Origin of the sequence: Enterococcus gallinarum NBRC 100675 (genome assembly GCF_001544275.1) — a bacterium.
GTDB classification, from domain to species: domain Bacteria; phylum Bacillota; class Bacilli; order Lactobacillales; family Enterococcaceae; genus Enterococcus_D; species Enterococcus_D gallinarum.
Genome location: NZ_BCQE01000011.1, coordinates 72,268 through 92,403, shown reverse-complemented (window position 1 = coordinate 92,403; position 20,136 = coordinate 72,268). Strand labels below are relative to the sequence as shown.

16 protein-coding genes and 1 riboswitch are annotated in these 20,136 nt (G+C 42.6%); of the genes, 10 read left to right on the top strand and 6 right to left on the bottom strand.

Going from position 1 to position 20,136, the window contains the following annotated elements:
* The first annotated feature begins 129 nt into the window (after nucleotides 1-129).
* Entirely contained in the window at nucleotides 130-639 is a 510-nt protein-coding gene (locus EG2_RS07650; RefSeq protein WP_060814228.1) for a signal peptidase I, read from the top strand.
* Nucleotides 640-752: 113 nt separating this feature from the next.
* Here the strand turns inward: EG2_RS07650 and EG2_RS07645 are convergent, their stop codons facing one another.
* Genes EG2_RS07645 through EG2_RS07630 form a run of 4 tightly spaced genes read right to left on the bottom strand, consistent with a single transcriptional unit; the run spans nucleotide 753 to nucleotide 3,975 of the window.
* On the bottom strand, nucleotides 753-1,433 hold the full coding sequence (locus tag EG2_RS07645) for an energy-coupling factor transporter transmembrane component T (RefSeq protein WP_060814227.1): 681 nt from the start codon (nucleotides 1,431-1,433) through the stop codon (nucleotides 753-755).
* A complete protein-coding gene (locus EG2_RS07640; RefSeq protein ID WP_060814226.1) occupies nucleotides 1,360-2,772 on the bottom strand; it encodes an ABC transporter ATP-binding protein in 1,413 nt (470 codons plus the stop codon). Before EG2_RS07640 ends, EG2_RS07645 begins: the two co-directional genes overlap by 74 nt.
* A complete protein-coding gene (locus EG2_RS07635; protein WP_060814225.1) occupies nucleotides 2,769-3,371 on the bottom strand; it encodes an ECF transporter S component in 603 nt (200 codons plus the stop codon). The genes EG2_RS07640 and EG2_RS07635 overlap by 4 nt, the downstream gene beginning before the upstream one ends.
* Entirely contained in the window at nucleotides 3,364-3,975 is a 612-nt protein-coding gene (locus EG2_RS07630; protein ID WP_060814224.1) for a YkoF family thiamine/hydroxymethylpyrimidine-binding protein, read from the bottom strand. Before EG2_RS07630 ends, EG2_RS07635 begins: the two co-directional genes overlap by 8 nt.
* A 91-nt stretch (nucleotides 3,976-4,066) precedes the next feature.
* A riboswitch (TPP riboswitch) is annotated at nucleotides 4,067-4,167 on the bottom strand.
* A gap of 288 nt (nucleotides 4,168-4,455) precedes the next feature.
* Here EG2_RS07630 and EG2_RS07625 point away from each other — a divergent pair.
* The 3 genes from EG2_RS07625 to EG2_RS07615 all read left to right on the top strand — a co-directional run bounded on the left by EG2_RS07625 (nucleotide 4,456) and on the right by EG2_RS07615 (nucleotide 8,140).
* On the top strand, nucleotides 4,456-5,991 hold the full coding sequence (locus EG2_RS07625; protein WP_060814223.1) for a zinc ABC transporter substrate-binding protein AdcA: 1,536 nt from the start codon (nucleotides 4,456-4,458) through the stop codon (nucleotides 5,989-5,991).
* Nucleotides 5,992-6,056: 65 nt separating this feature from the next.
* Nucleotides 6,057-7,061, top strand: coding sequence for a plasmid pRiA4b ORF-3 family protein (locus EG2_RS07620; protein ID WP_060814222.1), 1,005 nt, complete (start codon nucleotides 6,057-6,059; stop codon nucleotides 7,059-7,061).
* A gap of 371 nt (nucleotides 7,062-7,432) precedes the next feature.
* Nucleotides 7,433-8,140 (top strand): GntR family transcriptional regulator, encoded by a 708-nt coding sequence (locus EG2_RS07615; protein ID WP_060814221.1) that lies wholly within the window; start codon nucleotides 7,433-7,435, stop codon nucleotides 8,138-8,140.
* Nucleotides 8,141-8,245: 105 nt separating this feature from the next.
* On the opposite strand, the gene EG2_RS07610 is transcribed toward EG2_RS07615, so the two are convergent.
* A complete protein-coding gene (locus tag EG2_RS07610; RefSeq protein ID WP_060814220.1) occupies nucleotides 8,246-9,445 on the bottom strand; it encodes an enolase C-terminal domain-like protein in 1,200 nt (399 codons plus the stop codon).
* A 285-nt stretch (nucleotides 9,446-9,730) separates the two neighbouring features.
* Between EG2_RS07610 and EG2_RS07605 the strand changes: the two genes are divergently transcribed.
* Nucleotides 9,731-11,554, top strand: a complete 1,824-nt coding sequence (locus EG2_RS07605; protein ID WP_060814219.1) for a glucose PTS transporter subunit IIA — start codon at nucleotides 9,731-9,733, stop codon at nucleotides 11,552-11,554.
* 128 nt (nucleotides 11,555-11,682) lie between these two features.
* Here EG2_RS07605 and EG2_RS07600 read toward each other — a convergent pair whose 3' ends face one another.
* Nucleotides 11,683-12,804, bottom strand: a complete 1,122-nt coding sequence (locus EG2_RS07600) for an NAD(P)/FAD-dependent oxidoreductase (RefSeq protein WP_060814218.1) — start codon at nucleotides 12,802-12,804, stop codon at nucleotides 11,683-11,685.
* Between the two features lie 152 nt (nucleotides 12,805-12,956).
* Between EG2_RS07600 and recQ the strand changes: the two genes are divergently transcribed.
* From recQ to EG2_RS07575, 5 genes are all read left to right on the top strand, one after another.
* On the top strand, nucleotides 12,957-14,723 hold the full coding sequence (recQ, locus tag EG2_RS07595) for a DNA helicase RecQ (protein WP_060814217.1): 1,767 nt from the start codon (nucleotides 12,957-12,959) through the stop codon (nucleotides 14,721-14,723).
* Nucleotides 14,724-14,763: 40 nt separating this feature from the next.
* Complete coding sequence (locus EG2_RS07590) at nucleotides 14,764-15,183, top strand: GNAT family N-acetyltransferase (RefSeq protein WP_060814216.1); 420 nt, start codon at nucleotides 14,764-14,766, stop codon at nucleotides 15,181-15,183.
* 194 nt (nucleotides 15,184-15,377) lie between these two features.
* Nucleotides 15,378-17,000, top strand: a complete 1,623-nt coding sequence (locus EG2_RS07585; RefSeq protein WP_060814215.1) for a PTS transporter subunit EIIC — start codon at nucleotides 15,378-15,380, stop codon at nucleotides 16,998-17,000.
* Nucleotides 17,000-18,331: a 6-phospho-alpha-glucosidase gene (locus tag EG2_RS07580; protein ID WP_060814276.1), complete on the top strand. Its 1,332-nt coding sequence runs from the start codon at nucleotides 17,000-17,002 to the stop codon at nucleotides 18,329-18,331. Before EG2_RS07585 ends, EG2_RS07580 begins: the two co-directional genes overlap by 1 nt.
* Nucleotides 18,332-18,668: 337 nt before the next feature.
* Complete coding sequence (locus tag EG2_RS07575; protein WP_060814214.1) at nucleotides 18,669-20,033, top strand: gluconokinase; 1,365 nt, start codon at nucleotides 18,669-18,671, stop codon at nucleotides 20,031-20,033.
* Nucleotides 20,034-20,136: the final 103 nt, after the last annotated feature.

Below are 20,136 nucleotides of genomic sequence, written 5' to 3'. Positions count from 1 at the left end.
ACCAGAAATAATAAAACAAGTAATAAAAAAATAATTTGAAAAAGCAGACTCATATTATTTGAAAAAAATCATTAATCGTTATAATATAAACGTAATATACAAAAATATCAAAAATAAAGGAGACCTGTGATGAAAAAAATTTCTAAACCAAGTATCCTTCTTTCTTTTACAACATTAATTATTATGCTTCTTTCTTTACTCATGATTGTTATTCCACAAATGTTAGGGTTACGCATCGCTATTGTGAAGAGTGATGCAATGGAACCGACATATTCTTCTGGAAGTTTATTATTTGTTAAAGGTGTGGATGCTGAAAATTTGATTGTCGGCGATGAGATCACTTATTTTGTGAACCAAGGGGAACAAATATACACGCGGCGAATTGCTGCAATTGATCAAAATGAGCAAGTGATGTATACGATCGGAGACAATCAAGACCACATGGAAACGACCAAAATCAGAAAAAGTCAATTACTTGGCCAACCTTTGTTCCATTTGCCTCGAATCGGTCATCTAGTCACGAGCGAAACTGTTTCTATTGTAAAAAAGCTTTATTTGGTTTTCACCATTTATATTACAGCAACTACTTTTTTGGTGATGATTTCTCAAATCAAACAAGGGAAACGAATGGCAATGTAAGTTCCACTAATCAATAAACAAATACCGCAAACAAGTTCAGCAAGTGCTGTCCTGTTTGCGGTATCTTTTTGTTTGGAATCAGATTTGTTGTTTATTCTATCCCTTTTTTAGCTTCATACTGGAAGCAAGGTAAGGATCAATCCAGCGCCAAGAAGTCCAAATCCGAACAACCAATCCTTAAGGGTGACTGAATAATTCACTGCATAGGTTCGAGGTGCATCACCGACAAATCCGCGAGATTCCATGGCTGCAGCTAGAAGTTCTGACCAGCGGATCGATTTGACCATCAGTGGAATCAGTGGTTTTAAGGATAGTTTGGAATAAGTGATTCCTCGTGATTTCAAACTAAACTGGATGTTGCGGTACTCTTTAGGAATCATAGGTGCCATATGAAAAGCTGCCATTAAGCCATGAGCAAAAACAGAAGGCAAGCGAAGTTGCTGTTGCAAAGAATAGATCAGCTCTGTTAGTGAGGTCGTAGCGGCAAAGACACTTCCTAATGTCCCAAAACAGTAAACGCGACTGGCGAGACGAATGCCATAGGCATATGCCGCTGTCGTGCTGCCATTTTTACCTTCTTGGAAAAATAATAGCCCGGTAAAAAAGATCCCGACTGCACTTAAAGACAAGAGAAAAAGTAACTTGAGCAATTTTTTCAGAGGCAGATAAACCAAGAGCAGCAACAAGAAAAATAAAGTTAAACTGCTATTTAGCAACAAATTATTTTGAAAAGAGACGAGCAAAGCCAGCGCGGATAAAGTCAGCAGCTTGACTGTTGGGTTTCGGTACTTCATCGAAAGACTCCTTTACAAAATGATTAAAATCGAATGTTCGGTCACAAAAATCTGACAGAAGACGCAAATCATGGCTAATGATGAAGACCAGTGTACCGCTGGCCGCTTTGTCTGCCAATAACGACATCAATTGCCAAGACTGCCGCAAATCTTGTCCATAGGTTGGCTCATCAACAAGCAAAATCGGGATCTCACGATCGATCAAACAGGCAACAGCTAATCGCCGTTGTTGTCCTTGGCTTAATAGGAAAGGAGAATCTTCCTGTTTCTCCCATAGTCCCAATTGGTTCAGTTTTTCAGAGAGATCCTCTCTTTCTTGGCCATTGGCTAATTCTTGTGCCACGGAGGAAGCTAGAAACTGATCCTGCGGGTTTTGCATGACCCAGCTCATCCGATCGAAAGGACGACTGCGAGAGGTCAAGCATTGCTCTTGGTAATAGATCGTTCCATCATAGGGAACTTGCTGCAACAGGGCTTTAAAAAAGGTTGATTTTCCTATCCCACTTTTTCCTGTGATGCCTATTCGTTCTCCGGTCGAAAAGACTTCGTCTTTGATCAGCAGAGAATGTCTGCCAATTGGCAAACGAAAATTTTCAAACCGCAAGAGGGGCTGCTGCTCAATAGCGGTGGGGGGCGGTTTAATCATAGTTTGTCTTAGCTGTTCTTCTTGCTCTAAAAGCAACTGAGAAGGAACCGACTGAAAAGCATCTGTTAATAGGAGCCATTCCTGCACCCAGTCAGCGACCGGTGCTACTTGATGGTCGATCAAAAGAATTCCGATCTTCTTTTTTAGTTGAACTTCTGTTAACTTTTTAAGCAATGATTGGGTGGTCAGCGAATCGAGATTAGCGAAAGGCTCATCCAACAGAAGATAGCGACTTTCTAAAACAAGACAGCATGCTAGCGCTACTAGTTGTTTCTCCCCACCCGAGAGGGTTGTCAGCACTCGATCTTCTAAATGCCGAATCTCGCAAAAATCGAGTGCCGACTCTACACGGCGAGTCATTTCGTTTAATGGAATGGCTCTGTTTTCCAAGCAAAACAACAGCTCTTCTCGGGGAGTTCGCATGCAAAACTGCGTATCGGGATTTTGAAACATCAAACTAACGGACGCAATCCGTTGCGAGGGGGATAAATCAGTAAAATCTTTCTCATCGATCACATAGTGTCCAGATTCGAACCCTTGATCCGACAAACCGGCTAATAAGCGAAAAAGCGTACTTTTTCCTGAACCAGAAGGACCATAGATCCCTTTGATTTCTCCAGGAGCTAATTCAAAGGTAGCAGTAAGTTTTTGCTCATCAATCGTAAAGACACAGGAGTCTAACGCCAAACTCATCCTTTCACACGGCTTTGTTTGAGGCGAGTATGTTGAGCAATCGGATAGCTATTCAAAACCCCCATTTTTGCTAAGTGATCACAAACCACTTTAACAAGAACAGCTGAAAAAAGGAGAGCGGAAAGCAGACGGATCACGAAAATAGTCAACAGTAATTGCCACTTTAAATCAAGAAAGCTGGAACGGATCATGCCCCAAATAAAACTGGTGACAGTCGCTCCCAAAGCTCCCAGGATCAAAGAAGACCAGCCGAATTTTCGATACCGAAAAGCGGCAAAGCCAGCCTCTGTGCCGATTCCTTGAAGAAAGCCGCTGACAAAGATGATTGGACCATAAAAGTTTCCCATGAAAACCTCCAGCAAAGCGGCGATCATTTCAGTAATCGTGGCTGCACCTGGTTTTCTTAGTACGTAACCAGCAAATGCAGCCGCCATAAACCAAATCCCAAAGAGAAATTCATTCGCTAGAATTGCGAGGCCAAATGGGGCTAACAAGGTGCTTAGTAGAACCCCCAAGTGAACGGCCCCTAAATAAACGACACCGAATACGAGAGAAACGATGCCTACCATGATCACATCCTTTAATTGCCACTTACTCATGCAAAGAGGCCTCCTTCAACGAGGGACTATTGACCGAAACGGTTCCTTCAAGAACATAATGTGGCAGCTTTTCGTGGGCATAGGCCAGTGCTTGTTCAAAATAGGCGAACAATTGAGCGGCTGTGCCAGATAGTAGCGTCACGTAATGGGCCGATTGCGGTTGTAAGCCCATGGCATCCGCCAATGAGACGATATGTGCAATTTCTTCCATATAGTTTTCACGTCCAAAGACGTAGAAAGAATATTTGCAATGGACGATGAACGTACCTTTTGTGATAATCTGCTGATGATTGGGCTGCTCATTCTTGCCGTCGAGAAAGGCATCTCCTGCCAGATCTCCCGGGCAGCCTTTCGAAAAAGTGAACTCACCGACCATATGTGTTGTTGGGTCATAGGCATTGACAAAAAGAGCTGCTGCCGCATCAATCACACTGGCAGCTTCACCACGGTAGAGTGTACTGAAAAGATCTGTCTGCTGCCAAACGGCTGTGGTATCGGTCTCTTCGATGCTTCGAAGAATGTGGGGGGCAAAATCATCTTTCATTGGATAAAGACTGATGCGGCACCCTGTGATATCGATTTGATTCATTGAGCAATTTTCCATAGTATTCTTCCTTTCGAGTGATTTTCTGTCTACAAAAAAAGCGCTCCTCCTTTTTCTATCCACGGGTAGACAGAAAAATGGGAACGCGAAATAAGCTGCGCTACCACTTCCCTACGTTGGTATTAACCAAATCAGGTTCAAAGGGACCAGACAAACTGTCTATCTCAGCATAAAGCGCCCCTAGTGGATAATTCGATTCAATTACTTCCTGAGTGTAGCACAGACGATTTGGAAGAACAAGTCAGACAGCGATAGCAATCAATGAGAAGACAAATGAATCGCTGCTGATATGAAAGGAGATACATATAAAAAAACATGTTTTTAGGTGTTGACAGATTGTTATCCCTTGTGTAAAGTAATTAATCGAAAGTAAAACGTAAATGTTACGATTTGTAAAATGTAAATCGTAACAAGGAATCTGATGCGATTCTAAGGAGAGACCGGCGTTTTACTAAATCAAAAAGGAGTGCTGGTAAAGAGATGAAGAATTTTTTTAAAATAACAGGTATTTCACTTTTGGCTCTAGGGTTGGCTGCTTGCGGCGGGTCAAAGGAATCGGAGGATGAAGGGACAGCAAAAACAAGTGATCCGTCAATTCAAGTGGTCGCTAGTTTTTATCCTATGTATGACTTTACTCGCAATGTGGTGGGAAATGAAGGCAATGTCGAATTGTTGATGCCGGCAGGGACAGACTCACATGACTATGAACCATCGGCAAAAGATATGGCAAAAATCCAAGAAGCGGATGTCTTTGTTTATAATAATGAGAATATGGAAATGTGGGTGCCTGCCATTGAATCTACATTGAAAGAAGGCGATGTCACCGTTGTGAAAGCTACGGAGGGGATGGTGTTGCTGCCGGGTGATGAAGAGCATGGCCACGATCACGAGCACGATCATGAAGAAGGGCACTCTCATGAATTAGATCCTCATGTCTGGCTAGCCCCAAGCCTTGCAATCAAACAAGTAGCAAGCATTCGTGATCAGCTAAGCAGGGCTTATCCAGAAAAGAAAGCTGCTTTTGAAAGGAATGCTGCGGCCTATTTAGAAAAATTACAGTCATTGGATGATTCTTATCAGTCAGCATTTGAGAATGCCAAGCAAACACATTTTGTCACCCAACATGCTGCTTTTGGCTACCTCGCTTTGGAATACGGATTGACACAAGTGCCGATTGCCGGACTGTCTCCCAACGAAGAACCCTCAGCTGCACGCATTGCTGAGTTGAAACACTTTGTAGAAGATACCGGGATCAAAACGATTTACTTTGAAGAGAACGCCAAAGACAGTATTGCAAAAACACTGGCGTCAGAAGCTGGCGTCGGATTAGCCGTTTTGAATCCACTGGAAGGATTGACTCAAGAGCAAATGGATCGTGGGGAAGACTACATTTCCATCATGGAACAAAATCGAGATGCTTTGATGCTAACGACCGCTCAAGCCAATGAGAAAGAAGTGAAAGAATCAGAAAAAGAAAAGACCGTTTATAATGGCTATTTCGACGACGCAGATGTTCAAGATCGCTCACTAACAGACTGGAAAGGACAATGGCAATCGGTCTATCCTTACTTAAAAGACGGCACATTGGATCAAGTTTTTGACTACAAAGCGAAACAGAATAAAACCATGACGGCCGAGGAATACAAAGAATATTATACGACTGGCTACCAAACCGATGTCGCAGAAATTACGATCACAGGTGATACGATGTCATTTACCTTTGATGATGGCACAACTAAGAAAGCAACCTATCAATATGTAGGCAAAAAGATCTTGAATTACCAAGCAGGGAATCGCGGTGTCCGTTATTTGTTTGAATCAAAAGATAACGATGCAGCCTTCAAATATATCCAATTTAGCGATCACTCGATTGCACCAACCGATTCCCATCATTTCCATCTTTATTTTGGCAACGAAAGTCAGGAGACATTACTGACAGAAATGGATCATTGGCCAACTTTCTATCCAACAGATTTGTCTGGATTAGAAATTGCACAGGAAATGCTTGCCCATTAAAAAAAAGATTGACAATTACTGCTCTTTTCGTCAAAGTTAAACTGATAGAAAGGAGCGGTATTTTTTTGGAAAAAACATTGAAAAAGTTAGCAAAAGTAATTGATCGCATGATGGATCATGTCGCATTGTTCGGCGGTCCGAGTGTTGTCAGCAATGATGATTTAGATCATTACTTAGATCCGGTTTTTTATCTGATTTTTTGTGCAGAACAAAAGACGAATAAAAGAATGCTGACAGACAAAGAGTTTGTCGAATGGGTCTATACGGAAATGATGCCTCAAGAGATTCCTTATGATTTGAATTTCCTCCCCTTTGCTAAATTAGCTATTGAAGATTTTTATTATTGCATGTATAAAGAACAGCACATCACAAAAGAACAATACCAAGAGATTATCTTTGTTCTTGCAGAAAAACAGCCTGTGTTTTACTCTCGCATGTCAAAACCGCATTTCTGGTCTCCAGAGAAGAAAGCGGCAATGCTGGAGATGCTTCACGATGTCGAACCGGAAGACCACGATCTAGTTCCGATCGAACATCCCTATGAAAATCAACGGTCGCAAAAAATCGTCCCTTTTCCAATAAAAAAAGTTCCTGAAGCCAGCGAAGAAAAGGTCGCTGCTTATCAAATCCGTATTGATTTGGAAGGTTTCAAACCGCCTATTTGGCGCCGGTTGCTCATTCCTGCAGGCATCAGTTATGAACAATTGCACAGTATGATCCAAATCGCATTTGAATGGCAAGATTCCCATTTGTATCTTTTCTTTGCCGGCAATAATTCAATTGATGTGCCGAACACGGAACCTACAAATGCATTGGTGATCGACCATGATTTCCAAACCTGCCAAACACTGACCTACATTTATGACATGGGTGCTGACTGGACCCACAAAATAAAAATCGAGAAAATAATGACGGCTGCTGAAGTGGGAGAAACAGTCAAGCCTGCTTGTTTAAAAGCAGTTGGCGATGTGTCAAACGAAGATTTACCAGAGGATCAGCGAGAATCAGTGAATGTTGAAACAATCACTGAAGAACTCCAGGATTACTGGGAAACTGATTCGTCCGACTAATTTTTTTCTCGGAATAAGTGCAATAATCGATTCATACGATGGTGTGACGAATCTGTTTAACAGTTCGTGACATCTTTTTTGATTGGTCCTTGTTTGATTAAGGTGTGACCATTCATGAACTACATCAAGCCAGCTGACATAGGAAATACTCATTTCTGTGGCGACACGCCTGGTTTGATACAGCTTCTAATTTTTTAACCCTAGAGCCAATGATTCAGCAGATTGATTTTCGAGTACATTCGAGTACAATAGTTCGTAATGATACTGGACAAGCGACGATGCTCTATCTGCTGTGAGGTGCATCTTTCAATCGCTCTAGAAAATGGGTTATCTGTTCTGGCGACAGCTGAGAGCAAGTGAGGGGAGTTTTTATGAAAAAACGAGAATTTATCGTTCAAGATTTGCTAAGTAAAATTTATCAGGAAGAATTTATCGAAGGAAAATTACCGAATCAAAGAGAACTTGCCAGAAATTATGGCGTTTCCCGCTTTACGATTCAACAAGCAATCAAAAATTTAGAAGAAATCGGCATCGTTCGTGTGGTCCAAGGATCAGGAATCTTTATCCATGAGAAGTGGGTCAAAAATCCCATGATCTTTAATTCCTTGACACGGACTCCTTATGATCGGATCCACTCCAAAATGATTTCTTTGAGTAAAGCACCCGCTACCCCAGATGAACAAAAAATCTTTCAGTTAGCAGACAATGAAGAAGTTTGGACCTTTGAACGGGTGCGAATCGTCAATTATAAGATTGAGCAGCTAGAAACGTCGAAACTACCGGTAAGATTATTTCCTAATGTCACTCAGGAGGTAGTAGAACATTCAATTCAGCGCTATGTTGAGAGTTGCGGGTATCGGATTTCCCATTACATCAGCAGTTATACCCCGATTGCGACTTCAATGGCTCAATCGGCAATCTTGCTGTGCAAACGGGGGACCCCAGCGATGCAGATCACGAATCGGGCAATTTTGGAAGATGGGCGGGTTTATGAATTCAGCAACATCGTCGCCATCGACTATGCAGTCACCTATATTCGACCTTTCGATCGAGAAATCCATCGTTCACGCATTGATTGATCGGCAGAGGAAGAGTCACAAATTTCCTAGATGATAAATCAAAAAAACTCAGAGCTCTGATTCAACAATTTGAGTCAGGCTGCTGAGTTTTTTTAGGATCATTATTTAAGGTGTGATTAGTGTACCATCCGGCGTTCTACTTTGTGTCCACTCATGGGGGCGGTAAACAACCGGAAAATCAGCCGCAGCTTCTTCATCAAATGTAATACCGATCCCGCTTTTTTCCATTGGATAGAAGAAGCCGCCTTTGGGTTGGGGACTGCCGCCAAACACGGATTGGGTATTTGCCGGCAGCTCGATCGTTTCTTGGATCGCAGCATTGTGCAAATGGATATTCAAATGCGTATTGACTGCCAAGCCGACTGGACTGATATCAGAAGGCGTATGCCAGGCAATTCGAACCCCCATCGCATCGCAAAAATGAGCCAGCTTCAATGCTGGCGTAATGCCGCCAATCTGTGATACATGGGCCCGCATGAAATCGATCTGCCGATTTTTGACTAGTTCTTGCCATTCCATTGGATTATTGAACAATTCACCTGTTGCAATGGGGGTTGCTGACTGACTGCGTAATTGTGTCAGCCAGTGATTTTGGTCAGGCGGAAGAATATCTTCTAAGAAAAAGAGCTGATAAGGTTCTGCTGCTTTGGCAAACTGAATGGCTTGATTCGGATGGAGGCGTTCATGAACATCATGCAGCATTTGAAATTGGTTGCCATATTTTTCTTTGATTGCTGCGAACATCTTCAAAGTCGTTTCCATATAATCTGTCTGATCAAAGTAAGAGCCGGAAATTGGTTCTTCGGCTGTTTGCAACTGGCTTGGATTCCCGCCATAGAACCCGAGCTGGCAACGAATATAGCGATAACCGGCTGCCAAAAAGCGATCGATTTCGTGATAGAGATCGTCTAAATTATCTGCTACCGCATGAGTATAAGCAGGGATCGCGGTTCTTGCTTTTCCCCCCAGCAGTTGATACAGCGGCATATCAGCTAACTGTCCCTTGATATCCCATAAGGCCATATCAACACCAGAGATAGCATTGTTTGTAATCGGACCGTTGCGCCAATAGGAATTGACATTCATGACTTGCCAGATGTCTTCGATCTCATTCGCGTCTCTACCCATCAAAAGGGGACGTAAATACTCGTCAACGACTGTTTTAACTGCTAACGGACGAAACTGAAACGTACTACAGCCTAGTCCGGAAATTCCTTTGTTGGTTTCTACTTTAACGACAACAAGGTTATGGCGATCAGGTTTGATCGCAAAGGATTTGATGTCGGTGATGATAGTTGGTGTCATTTTATTCACTCCAATTTTTGTATCTAGTTGATATAGCCATTGAAACACGCAGAGCAACCGCTGTCAATTTGGTTCAAAAAAAGATGACTATGGCCCATAAAACCAGTCCAATTTTTGTTGATTACTCATTTATTTATTGATACATAGCCTTTTTCATGGATTTTTTTAATAAAAGGACTGGTTTTACAAGCAGGTGTAGCCATGCTACTATGTGTTTGAAAACGGACCCACTTGAAAGGGCGCCTCAAGGTTCAGTCCGTTAGCAAACAACAGGAGGAAAAAATGATGATGAAAGAAGACATCGTAAAACAGATCATAAAAGATGTTGGTGGATCCGAGAATATCAATAATGCTTGGCATTGTATGACGCGGCTTCGTTTTGATTTGAAGGATGAAAAGAAAGTTGACTATACTGCTTTAGAAAAAATACCTAAAGTGGTGGGAACGAAATATCAAAGCAATCAGCTCCAAGTGGTGATCGGTACAGATGTAGCGGATTATTATGCTCCATTAGCCAAAGAACTGAATTTGGATGAAACGAGCCAAGCCTCATCTGAGAAAAAAGGCGCTGTCTCGTTGTTTATGGATACAGTCTCCGGTGTATTTGGACCGATCGTTCCAGCGATCGCTGGGGCAGGAATGATCAAAGGGTTGATGGCAGGATTGGTTGCCTTAAATGTGATTTCCAATCAAACAGATACGTATTTAGTCATTGATATGATCGCCAGCGGCGTATTTACCTTCTTGCCATTTTTTGTTGCTGCATCTGCTGCGCGCATCTTTAAAACGAATCAATACTTGGCGATCGCCATTGCTGCAACATTACAATTTCCAACGATGACGAATGCAGTTGCTGAAGGCAATATTTCGGCCTTTCGACTATTTGGGGTTTTACCAGTTCCCGTTTTCAATTATGCGGGTACCGTTATTCCAATCATTTTTGCTGTTTTAGCATTAAGCTACATTTATCGCTGGGTAGACAAGGTATTGCCGCAAGTTCTACGGACCGTCTTTACACCGACGATTTCCTTGTTTGTGGCTGGACTGATCACACTGACAGTTATTGGTCCAATCAGTATTCATTTAGGCAATTTGCTTGCAGATGGTGTGGCTGGCTTGTTTACGATTTCTCCTGTATTGGCAGGAATTGTTGTAGGTGCTATTCGTCCAATTGCGATCTTTACCGGATTACACCATGCAATGACGCCAATCGCATTACAAAACTTTGCTAATCAAGGGTATGATATGTTGATGCCAATGATGTTCATGGCAAATATGGCGATCACCGGCGCAACCGCAGCGATCTACTTTAAAGTAAGATCAAAAGAAGAAAAATCAATCATTCTGTCCTCAGCCGTGTCAGGATTGCTGGGCATCACTGAGCCAGCATTGTTTGGGATTTTATCAAAATATAAAAAAGCATTTTTAGCAGCTACCATCGGTAGTTCGATTGCATCAGCGTTCATCAGCTTTTTTGGCGTAAGGATCTATGGCTATATTTTATCCAGTATCTTTAGTTTGCCGGCTTATATTGGTGAATACTTTATCTATGCGGTCCTAGGCATTGTCTTGGCGATCGGTTCCTCTTTTGCTCTGACTTATTTCCTAGTTCCTAATCAAGCAGAAACAGAAACCTTCACCAACGAGCTTGATTTGCATGCGGTGACGCAAGGAGAATACATTCCATTGGAAGATGTACCCGATGAAGTGTTTTCAACAAAAATGATGGGTGAAGGGTATGCCATTCACTCTAAAGACGGCCAAATCTATTCGCCAGTCAGTGGTGAAGTCACTTCGGTTTTCCCTTCCAAACATGCGGTGGGAATCACCACATCGAATGGTGTGGAAGTTCTAGTCCATATGGGAATCGATACAGTTTCTCTTGATGGCAAAGGCTTTGAAGTATTCGTAAAAGTAGGAGAGAAAGTAACCCCACAATCGAAACTAGCAGCGATGGACTTGCCTTATATCAAACAACAAGGCAAAGAAACGATGGTCATCGTCCTAATCACGAACATGGAACGTGTCCAACAATTTTCAGGAACGATCGGTCTTGAAGGAAATCATCAAGCCGGTGCCTTATTAGAAAAGGTGATTTTAAACGCTTAAATTCAAGAAAAAAAGAGGTTTAACAAGAGGGGCGATGCATCTGGCAAAAACAGATGCGGTATATTCTATCCAATTGTTCGAAAGAAGGAGCTGCGACAAGACTTTTGTCACAGCTCCTTTTTTTACCATCAGTGACGTTGAGTAATATAGGCAGCTATAGGTTTACTATATTTCTCAAAAAGTTTTTTCTTTTCAGAAGGGTTCTGACCTTGATTAAAATATTCAGCCAATAAATAACCGATATAGGGACCTGTTGTTAATCCAGAAGATCCCAGTCCGCTGGCAACCACTAATCCTGGCTCACTGGGAAGCAGTCCAAAAAATGGCGCAAAGTCAGAAGTATAGGCCCGTGTTCCTACGCGAACTGTCATTGGCGCAGCAAATAATTTCTCGGGGGCTGCCAAAAATGAACCGATGCCAGTCAGCAATTGTTGCTTTGCTGCTTCAGTGGGAGTCAGATCCCAACCGCCATCATTTTCGTGAGTCGCTCCTAAAAGGATCTTCCCATTCGCAAAAGGAATCAAATCGCCTTCGCCTTCTAACATCGCCACTGGCCAATCTTTTGCTGGCTCTGTCGTTTCGAAGGAGAGCAGCTGACCTTTTTGGGGACGAACATCGACGTGGTAGTTCAAGTGTTCTAACAGTTGGCTTAATCCCGGTCCGGCGGTTAAACAAACATGATCCGCTGGGATTTTTGCGTATGTAGTAGAAACGACCCAATTTTTTTCTTTATAAAGTCTAGCCTTCCCTTGGACGAAAACGACCCCATTGGTACGGGCCCGTTCTTCTAGGAACGCTAGATAAGCAGCGCCATCTAGTCGACCACCTCCGGAAATTTTCAAAGCCGGTAGTGGTTTGAGCAAAGGTAAAGCTTGCTGCGTTTCAGCAGGAGAAAGACAGGTGATTTGACCGATTTCCGGTGCCTCTTTGCGCCGTTCCTCCGCCAGTTCCGCTAATGCTGCCAACTGATTTTCTGGGCGAATGATCAATGTCCCTGAGCGTTGATAAATATCCGTGGTCAGTGAGAAATCTTGGGCCAATTTTTCGAAAAAAGCAGCTCCGTCTTTAGCTAGTTGATACCATCGTTTGTTTCGCCGTTTCGAAAGCCAAGGGGAAATGATCCCGGCACTCGCTTTAGTGGCTTGTCCCGTAGGGTCGTCAACCACGGTCACTTGGTACTTGGTCGTATCTAGATAATTTGCTAAGGTCATCCCAATGATGCCGCCACCAATAATTACGATTTTTTCCATAAAACTGCAAACTCCTTTTTTGTTTCAATCATTGTTCCATATTCTTCTCAAAAAATCAAAGACTGAAAGTTACTGTCGAAAGTGATTCTCAAACTGTTCCCATTTCAAATGACTGGATTTTCTCGTATAATGGACATGGAAAAGAGGATATTATGCAATCAATCAATCAAGTTTTAAGAGATAAATTCGGTTATACCAGCTTTCGGGAAGGTCAAGAATCAATCATCAATGCCATTCTTTCTCATCAAAATGTTTTAGGCATCATGCCGACTGGCGGAGGAAAATCTGTATGCTATCAGCTCCCGGCTTTATTGTTAGACGGTCTGACATTAGTTATTTCACCATTGATTTCATTGATGAAAGATCAAGTAGATGCATTGAATGACATGGGTATCCCGGCCGCTTATATCAATAGTACCTTATCAGCTCCGGAAATCAACCAACGGTTAAGGCAAGCATCGAAAGGAGAGATCAAACTCCTGTATGTCGCCCCAGAGCGGTTGGAATCAGATCATTTTCGCGAATTGCTGCGCTATGTTCCTATATCCCTACTCGCTGTTGATGAAGCCCACTGTATTTCACAATGGGGACATGATTTTCGTCCTAGCTATTTACGCTTAGCTGAAACGATCCATAGTTTTGATCAGCAGCCAACGGTGGTGGCATTGACAGCTACGGCAACGCCAAAAGTTGCCCAAGATATCGAACGTTTGCTAGTGATTCCACCTGAAAACCAAGTAAAAACGGGTTTTGCTCGTGAAAACCTGTCATTTGAAGTCGTCAAAGAGCAGAAAGACACTTACTTGCTGACCTATTTAAAAATGAACAAAGGCCAATCAGGGATTATTTATGCCAGCACACGCAAAGAAGTCGAGCGGATCTATCGCTTATTGCAGCATCAATCCATCATTGCTGGACGCTACCACGGCGGATTAACAGAAGAAGAACGTACGCAAAACCAAGAAGATTTTCTTTTTGATCGTCTTCAAGTGATGGTAGCAACCAATGCTTTTGGTATGGGAATCAACAAAAGCAATGTGCGCTTTGTGATCCACGCCCAAATCCCCGGTAATTTAGAATCTTATTATCAAGAAGCCGGACGTGCCGGACGAGATGGTGAACCTAGCGAAGCCATTTTATTATACGCTCCGCAGGATTTGCAGATTCAGCAATTTTTTATCGATCAATCTGAGTCCGATATTCAGTATCGTCAAAATGAATACCTCAAGTTGAGAGAAATGAGTCAATATGGGCATACACAAATGTGTCTTCAACGTTACATATTGCGGTATTTTGGGGAAGACGGTCCCGATTGTGGCCGCTGCAGCAATTGCTTAGATGAACGAGAACAGGTAGATATCACCGTTGAGACGCAAAAAGTGTTGTCCTGTGTGAAACGAATGGGTGAACGTTTTGGTAAAGCGTTAGTGGGGAAGGTGTTGACCGGATCAGCAGATCAGAAAGTCACCCAATGGGGATTTGAAAAATTACCGACATATGGTTTACTGAAAGAATGGTCACAAAAAGAAGTCAATCAACTCATTGACTACTTAACCGCATCAGGCTATTTAGTCCCTTCGGAAGGACAATACCCCCTGCTCAGTGTGTCGGCTGCCGGTGTAGAGGTTCTTCTAGGCAAGGCAAAAGTTTACCGGAAACAAGCCAAAGTACGACAATTGGTCGTCGATGACGAACTGTTTGACCAATTACGTTCCCTGCGATTGACCCTCGCACAAGAACAAAACTTGCCGCCGTATGTCGTCTTTTCGGACAAGACATTGCGGGAACTTGCGGAGCAGCAGCCTAAAACCCCTATCGAATTTCTACAGATCAAAGGAGTTGGTCAAAACAAGTTAGATAAATACGGCGATGCATTTCTGGCTGTGCTGAAAGAATACCGAGAAACAACAGAAAAATAGTGCTGCTTTACGATTCAGGAAAAAACAAGGAGAAACCAAGATGCTGAAGATTCGTTATGCGCAAAAAAGTGATACGACATTCTGGCTAGAGCTAGATAATCATTTGTCAAAAGCAGGATTAGCAAAAAAGTTCCAAGATCAACAGGCGTTAATCTTGACCGATGAGGAAGAACCTGTGGGGATTCTTCGCTATCAATTGTTTTGGGATACCATTCCCTTTTGTACCATGCTTGTGGTCAACGAATCCCAGCAGAGAAAAGGGAGAGGAAGGCACTTCCTCCGCCTTTGGGAAGCAGGAATGCGGAAACAAGGGTATGGGATGTGTATGACCTCAACTCAGTCTGATGAGAGCGGTCAGCATTTCTATCGAAAATGCGGCTACAAAGATGCCGGTGGATTGATTATGGACGTACCGGGTTTTGAACAGCCGTTGGAATTGTTTTTTGTGAAGCCGTTATGATCAAAAAATCGTCTATCACGTTATCTCAAGCGAGCCAATTCGAGGTTCGCTTTTTTTCTTGTGCGGAGTTTGTTAGAATGCTGAAACGCATTCCAATCTTTGCAACAAGTTGATTTGAAAGCGGTTCCTGTTCCAATGAATGTCAAACTTCCCTATAATAAACCTACCGATAAAAAAGTAAAGGAGTCTCATCAATGAAAGAAAAAGTGATGGATGCGATGCAGAAGTTTTCGAAAGCCATGTTTGTTCCGGTACTGATATTGCCGATTGCCGGAATCTTGATCGCAATTGGTAATGTTTTTACAAATGTTCGTTTGATTGAGCGTTTCCCATTTTTGGATAATCCGATCACAACTGGTTTTGGGAGTATATTATCTGCTTCGCTCCTACCGATTTTGACGAATCTCGGCATCATATTTTGTGTAGGGATCGCTCTTGGTCTTGCCAAAAAGAAAAAGGCGGAAGCCGGTTTTACAGCGTTATTAGGCTATCTGGTATTCTTATATGCCATGAATAAATTCTTGGAACTTCGGGAGATGCTAGTAGCGGCAGATGCACTTCAAGGATCAGGACAAGCACTGGTCTTAGGAATTCAAGTTTTAGACATGGGTGTTTTTTTAGGAATCATTTTAGGAATTATTGTTGCATTGATTCATAATCGTTTCATCGATACCACGTTCAATAACGCCTTTCAGGTATATGGTGGTGCCCGTTTTGTGTTTATCATTTTGATTCCAGTCGTCGTTTTGTTGGCCATCCTGTCTTCGATTGTATGGCCAGTGATTCAAACGGGTATTGATGGATTAGGTGGAATCATTCAAGAAACAGGAAACTTCGGTATCTTCTTATACGGGACGCTAGAAAGATTATTGATTCCAACTGGACTCCATCATCTGATCTATACGCCATTTCTATATACCTCACTTGGAGGAGTCGCTGAAGTCGGGGGTCAAGTCTTTGAAGGAGCCCGTAACATTTACTTTGCAGAAATTGCGGATCCGGCAGTAAAGGTTCTCTCGCAAAGTGTCATCTGGGATGCGCGAGGAATTTCAAAAATGTTTGGCTTGCTTGGTGCCTGTCTAGCTATGTATCAGACCGCAAAACCAGAGAATAGAGTCAAGGTCAAAGCTATTTTGATCCCAGCAGTGGTGACTTCCTTTATTGCTGGGGTAACGGAACCAATCGAATTTTCGTTTATGTTCGTTGCACCAGTTTTGTTCGTGATCCATTCCGCATTAAGTGGACTGAGTATGGTTGCTTTGAATATTTTTGGCTCAAGAGCGATTGGTCCGAATGGCTTTATTGATTTCCTTTTGTATAACTTGCCGTTAGGGATTGAAAAGACCCGCTGGCCCATCTATATCGCCATTGGCGTAGTATTTTTCTTTCTCTATTATGCTCTTTTCCGCTTTTTGATTACCAAAATGAATTTGAAAACAGTCGGTCGGGAAGATGAAGGGAATGAAACAAAATTGTATTCAAAAAAAGAGTACAAAGAGAAACGGTTAGCAGGAGCTGGTGTTGGAGTGACGGCAGAAGCAATCCCTTCATCTGTACCAACGGACTCGATTTCAGCATTGATCACGAAAGGCTTAGGTGGAGACAGTAATATTAAAACGATTGACAACTGTTATACACGACTGCGTTTGAAACTAAAAAATCCAGAACTAGTGGATGAGACATTGCTAAAAGAAGAAACCCAAGCCAAAGGCGTTATCAAGAATGGTGAGAATGTCCATGTTGTTTATGGATTGACCGTACCAAAAGTACGAGAAGAATTAGAAAAGTTTCTAGGACGAGAAGGAGAGATTGAATGATGAAGAATTTTTCAGTAGTGATTGCTGGTGGAGGAAGTACCTTCACACCAGGGATCGTGATGATGCTGCTAGATAATCAAAGCCGCTTCCCTTTGAGAAAGCTGACACTTTATGACAATGATGAAGCGCGACAAAGAACCTTAGGTGAAGCATTGACGATCTTATTAAAAGAACAGGCCCCACAGATCGAATTTTCTTATACGACGGATCCGCAAGCAGCTTTCACTGATGCTGACTTTTGTATGGCCCATATTCGAGTAGGCAAATATGACATGCGGGAAAAAGACGAGAAGGTTCCTTTACGCCATGGTGTGTTCGGTCAAGAGACTTGTGGACCTGGCGGTATCGCTTATGGTATGCGCAGTATCACCGGAATGTTGGAAATCATTGATTATATGGAAACGTATTCGCCAGATTGCTGGATGTTAAATTATTCGAATCCGGCAGCGATTGTAGCAGAAGCCTGCCGTGTGTTGCGACCTGATGCAAAAGTGTTGAATATTTGCGATATGCCAGTGGGTACCTTGCGACGGATGTCGCAAATCATTGATAAAAATCCAGCAGACTTAGAAGTTCGTTATTTTGGCTTGAATCATTTTGGCTGGTGGACCAGCATCAAGGACAAAGAAGGCAACGAATACATCCAACAAATCAGGGAATATGTCGCACAGAATGGCTATCTCACTCAAGTTGAAGTGGACACCCAACATACAGATCCTAGTTGGCAAGAAACCCACAAAAAAGCCAAAGATCTTTTGGCTCTGACACCAGAGTATTTGCCAAATACGTATTTAAAATATTACTTATACCCAGATTACGTTTATGATCATATGAAAGAGCATCCCGAATATACTCGTTCGAATGAGGTCATGGAAGGAAGAGAAAAGCGAGTCTTCGACCATGCGAAAAAAATCATCGAACAAGGATCTGCAGAGGGTATCGCATTTGAAATCGATGCTCATGCAACCTTTATTGTGGATCTGGCACGAGCAATTGCGTTCAATACGCATGAACGAATGGTCATGATTGTTGAGAATAACGGGGCAATCGCTAACTTTCCTGATGATGCCATGGTAGAAGTTCCTTGTATTGTTGGCTCTGATGGACCAGAAGCTTTGGCACAAGGCAAGATTCCATCTTTCCAACAAGCTTTGATGTTCCAACAAGTCACTGTGGAAAAATTAGTGGTGGAGGCATATGTGGAAAAGAGTTACCAAAAAATGTGGCAGGCGTTAACCCTTTCCAAAACCATTCCTAGCGCAAAAGTAGCCAAAGATCTCTTAGATGATCTGGTCTCAGAAAATGGTGATTATTGGCCGGGACTCCACTGAAATGTTTCACATGCTGAGAAACATTTCTGATCAAAAGATTTCACTTTGAAAAACCTTGCAACAATTAGTGTTCGCTAAAAAGTCTGAGGATGACAGAGGATATAGAGGATCTGAATGATAAACGAGAGGGAGTGCATCTGTGGTGCAGTAGTTGATGGCTGCAAGCTGGATGATTGCCAACCCTCTTGTCAATCATTCGGATTTTTTTGCTGGAATCACTGACATTCTAAATGTTTATCAAGAATTCAAAGGGAGATGAGCAATGGTCTTTTTGCGGTGATCTTTTTTAAGTATGCTAAAATAGAAATGAATTAGCAGAGATAAGGGAGCGAGAGGAATGTTTTTAGGGATTGATATTGGAACGACGGCAATAAAAATCGGTTTGTTGGAAGAACGGAAAATCATTTATCAACGTTCTTTTCCTATTTATACCAAAACAGAAAAAGGTCGCACACAGTCTGCGTCAGAAATTACAGCTGTACTTTTGAAAGGGATCACGGAGATTCCTTCCTCTTTACGAGAGCAAATAACAGCGATTGGGTTCAGTACAGCGATGCATAGTCTAATGCCAGTGGTAAATGAGAAATTTGAAGAAATCTATATTTGGTCAGATAATCAGGCTAGCCAAGTGATTGCAGAGTTTCGTCAATCCTCATTATCAGAATCCTTTTATCGGCAGACTGGGACACCGATCCATGCGATGTCGCCATTTGCTAAGTTGCTTTACTTCAAATCCGCTGGCGGTTTTGATGGCAAGACAAAATGGTATGGGCTGAAAGAATTGGTGATGCTTTTATTTACCGGAGCTCCTTGGATCGACCGAAGTACTGCATCGGCAACAGGCCTCTACTCCCTTGAAGAAGCCAATTGGAGTCAAGAGATTCTTCACTATTTGGACCTTTCCGTTGAACAGTTTGCGCCAATCTGCGACACGACCGATCGGTTTCCGATTGCTGCTGCCGCTGCCGCTCGCTATGGATTGAATGAAACAGTAGAGATCATGTGCGGCGCCAGTGATGGCTGTTTGGCGGCTTATGCAGGGTATGTATCGACTGGAATCAAAAATAGTCTGACGATCGGCACTAGTGCTGCTGTCCGAAAGGTAACGGATCAACCGGTATTCGATCAGCGGCAAAATTTTTGTTATTACCTTAAAGAAGATCAATATGTCATTGGTGCTCCGTCGAATAATGGGGGATGCGTCCTTGCTTGGATCAAAGAAACATTGGCACAAGATCCTGATACTTTCTATGAAAGTCTCCCAAGAATCATTGAAGAAACCACAATCGGCAGCCATGGTCTGCGCTTTTTTCCGTTTATCAATGGGGAACGGGCTCCTTATTGGACATCTGATATCACGGCGTCTTATCATGGTTTGACGATTCAACATACTCGGGCAGATATGATTCGCGGAGCAATTGAGGGAATGCTGATGAATATTGGTGTTTTAAAAGAAATGGCAGCAATCACCGATGAAGTGACGATCAGCGGTGGTGTTTTCCAATCGAAAGCCATTGCACAATTAACAGCTGATATATTGGGCGTGACATGTTATTTGTCACCGGCAAACGAACCAATTTTTGGTCTCTATGATCTTTATTTTGGTCATCGTTTGGCAGCAAGAGACCACTTGCAGACCATTACGCCGAATCAAAAAACGAGCGCAGCCTACGCGTCGCTCGCTGAACATTATTTTGACTAGCACAAAGGGTTGCGGCTGAAGTATCAGCGAGATTGAACGACAAGATTGAACGATCAGAAAGCAACTGAATGGCTTCATTTATCGAGTAGAGGCGAAGCAGGCC

What these genes read in the sequence shown, in the direction of transcription:
- EG2_RS07645 (WP_060814227.1), bottom strand. Translation starts at nt 1,433, where the DNA reads ATGAAGTACCGAAACCCAACAGTCAAGCTGCTGACTTTATCCGCGCTG.
- EG2_RS07585 (WP_060814215.1), top strand. Translation starts at nt 15,378, where the DNA reads ATGAAAGAAAAAGTGATGGATGCGATGCAGAAGTTTTCGAAAGCCATG.
- EG2_RS07610 (WP_060814220.1), bottom strand. Translation starts at nt 9,445, where the DNA reads ATGACACCAACTATCATCACCGACATCAAATCCTTTGCGATCAAACCT.
- EG2_RS07640 (WP_060814226.1), bottom strand. Translation starts at nt 2,772, where the DNA reads ATGAGTTTGGCGTTAGACTCCTGTGTCTTTACGATTGATGAGCAAAAA.
- EG2_RS07630 (WP_060814224.1), bottom strand. Translation starts at nt 3,975, where the DNA reads ATGGAAAATTGCTCAATGAATCAAATCGATATCACAGGGTGCCGCATC.
- EG2_RS07615 (WP_060814221.1), top strand. Translation starts at nt 7,433, where the DNA reads ATGAAAAAACGAGAATTTATCGTTCAAGATTTGCTAAGTAAAATTTAT.
- EG2_RS07605 (WP_060814219.1), top strand. Translation starts at nt 9,731, where the DNA reads ATGATGAAAGAAGACATCGTAAAACAGATCATAAAAGATGTTGGTGGA.
- EG2_RS07575 (WP_060814214.1), top strand. Translation starts at nt 18,669, where the DNA reads ATGTTTTTAGGGATTGATATTGGAACGACGGCAATAAAAATCGGTTTG.
- EG2_RS07635 (WP_060814225.1), bottom strand. Translation starts at nt 3,371, where the DNA reads ATGAGTAAGTGGCAATTAAAGGATGTGATCATGGTAGGCATCGTTTCT.
- recQ (WP_060814217.1), top strand. Translation starts at nt 12,957, where the DNA reads ATGCAATCAATCAATCAAGTTTTAAGAGATAAATTCGGTTATACCAGC.
- EG2_RS07650 (WP_060814228.1), top strand. Translation starts at nt 130, where the DNA reads ATGAAAAAAATTTCTAAACCAAGTATCCTTCTTTCTTTTACAACATTA.
- EG2_RS07580 (WP_060814276.1), top strand. Translation starts at nt 17,000, where the DNA reads ATGAAGAATTTTTCAGTAGTGATTGCTGGTGGAGGAAGTACCTTCACA.
- EG2_RS07600 (WP_060814218.1), bottom strand. Translation starts at nt 12,804, where the DNA reads ATGGAAAAAATCGTAATTATTGGTGGCGGCATCATTGGGATGACCTTA.
- EG2_RS07625 (WP_060814223.1), top strand. Translation starts at nt 4,456, where the DNA reads ATGAAGAATTTTTTTAAAATAACAGGTATTTCACTTTTGGCTCTAGGG.
- EG2_RS07590 (WP_060814216.1), top strand. Translation starts at nt 14,764, where the DNA reads ATGCTGAAGATTCGTTATGCGCAAAAAAGTGATACGACATTCTGGCTA.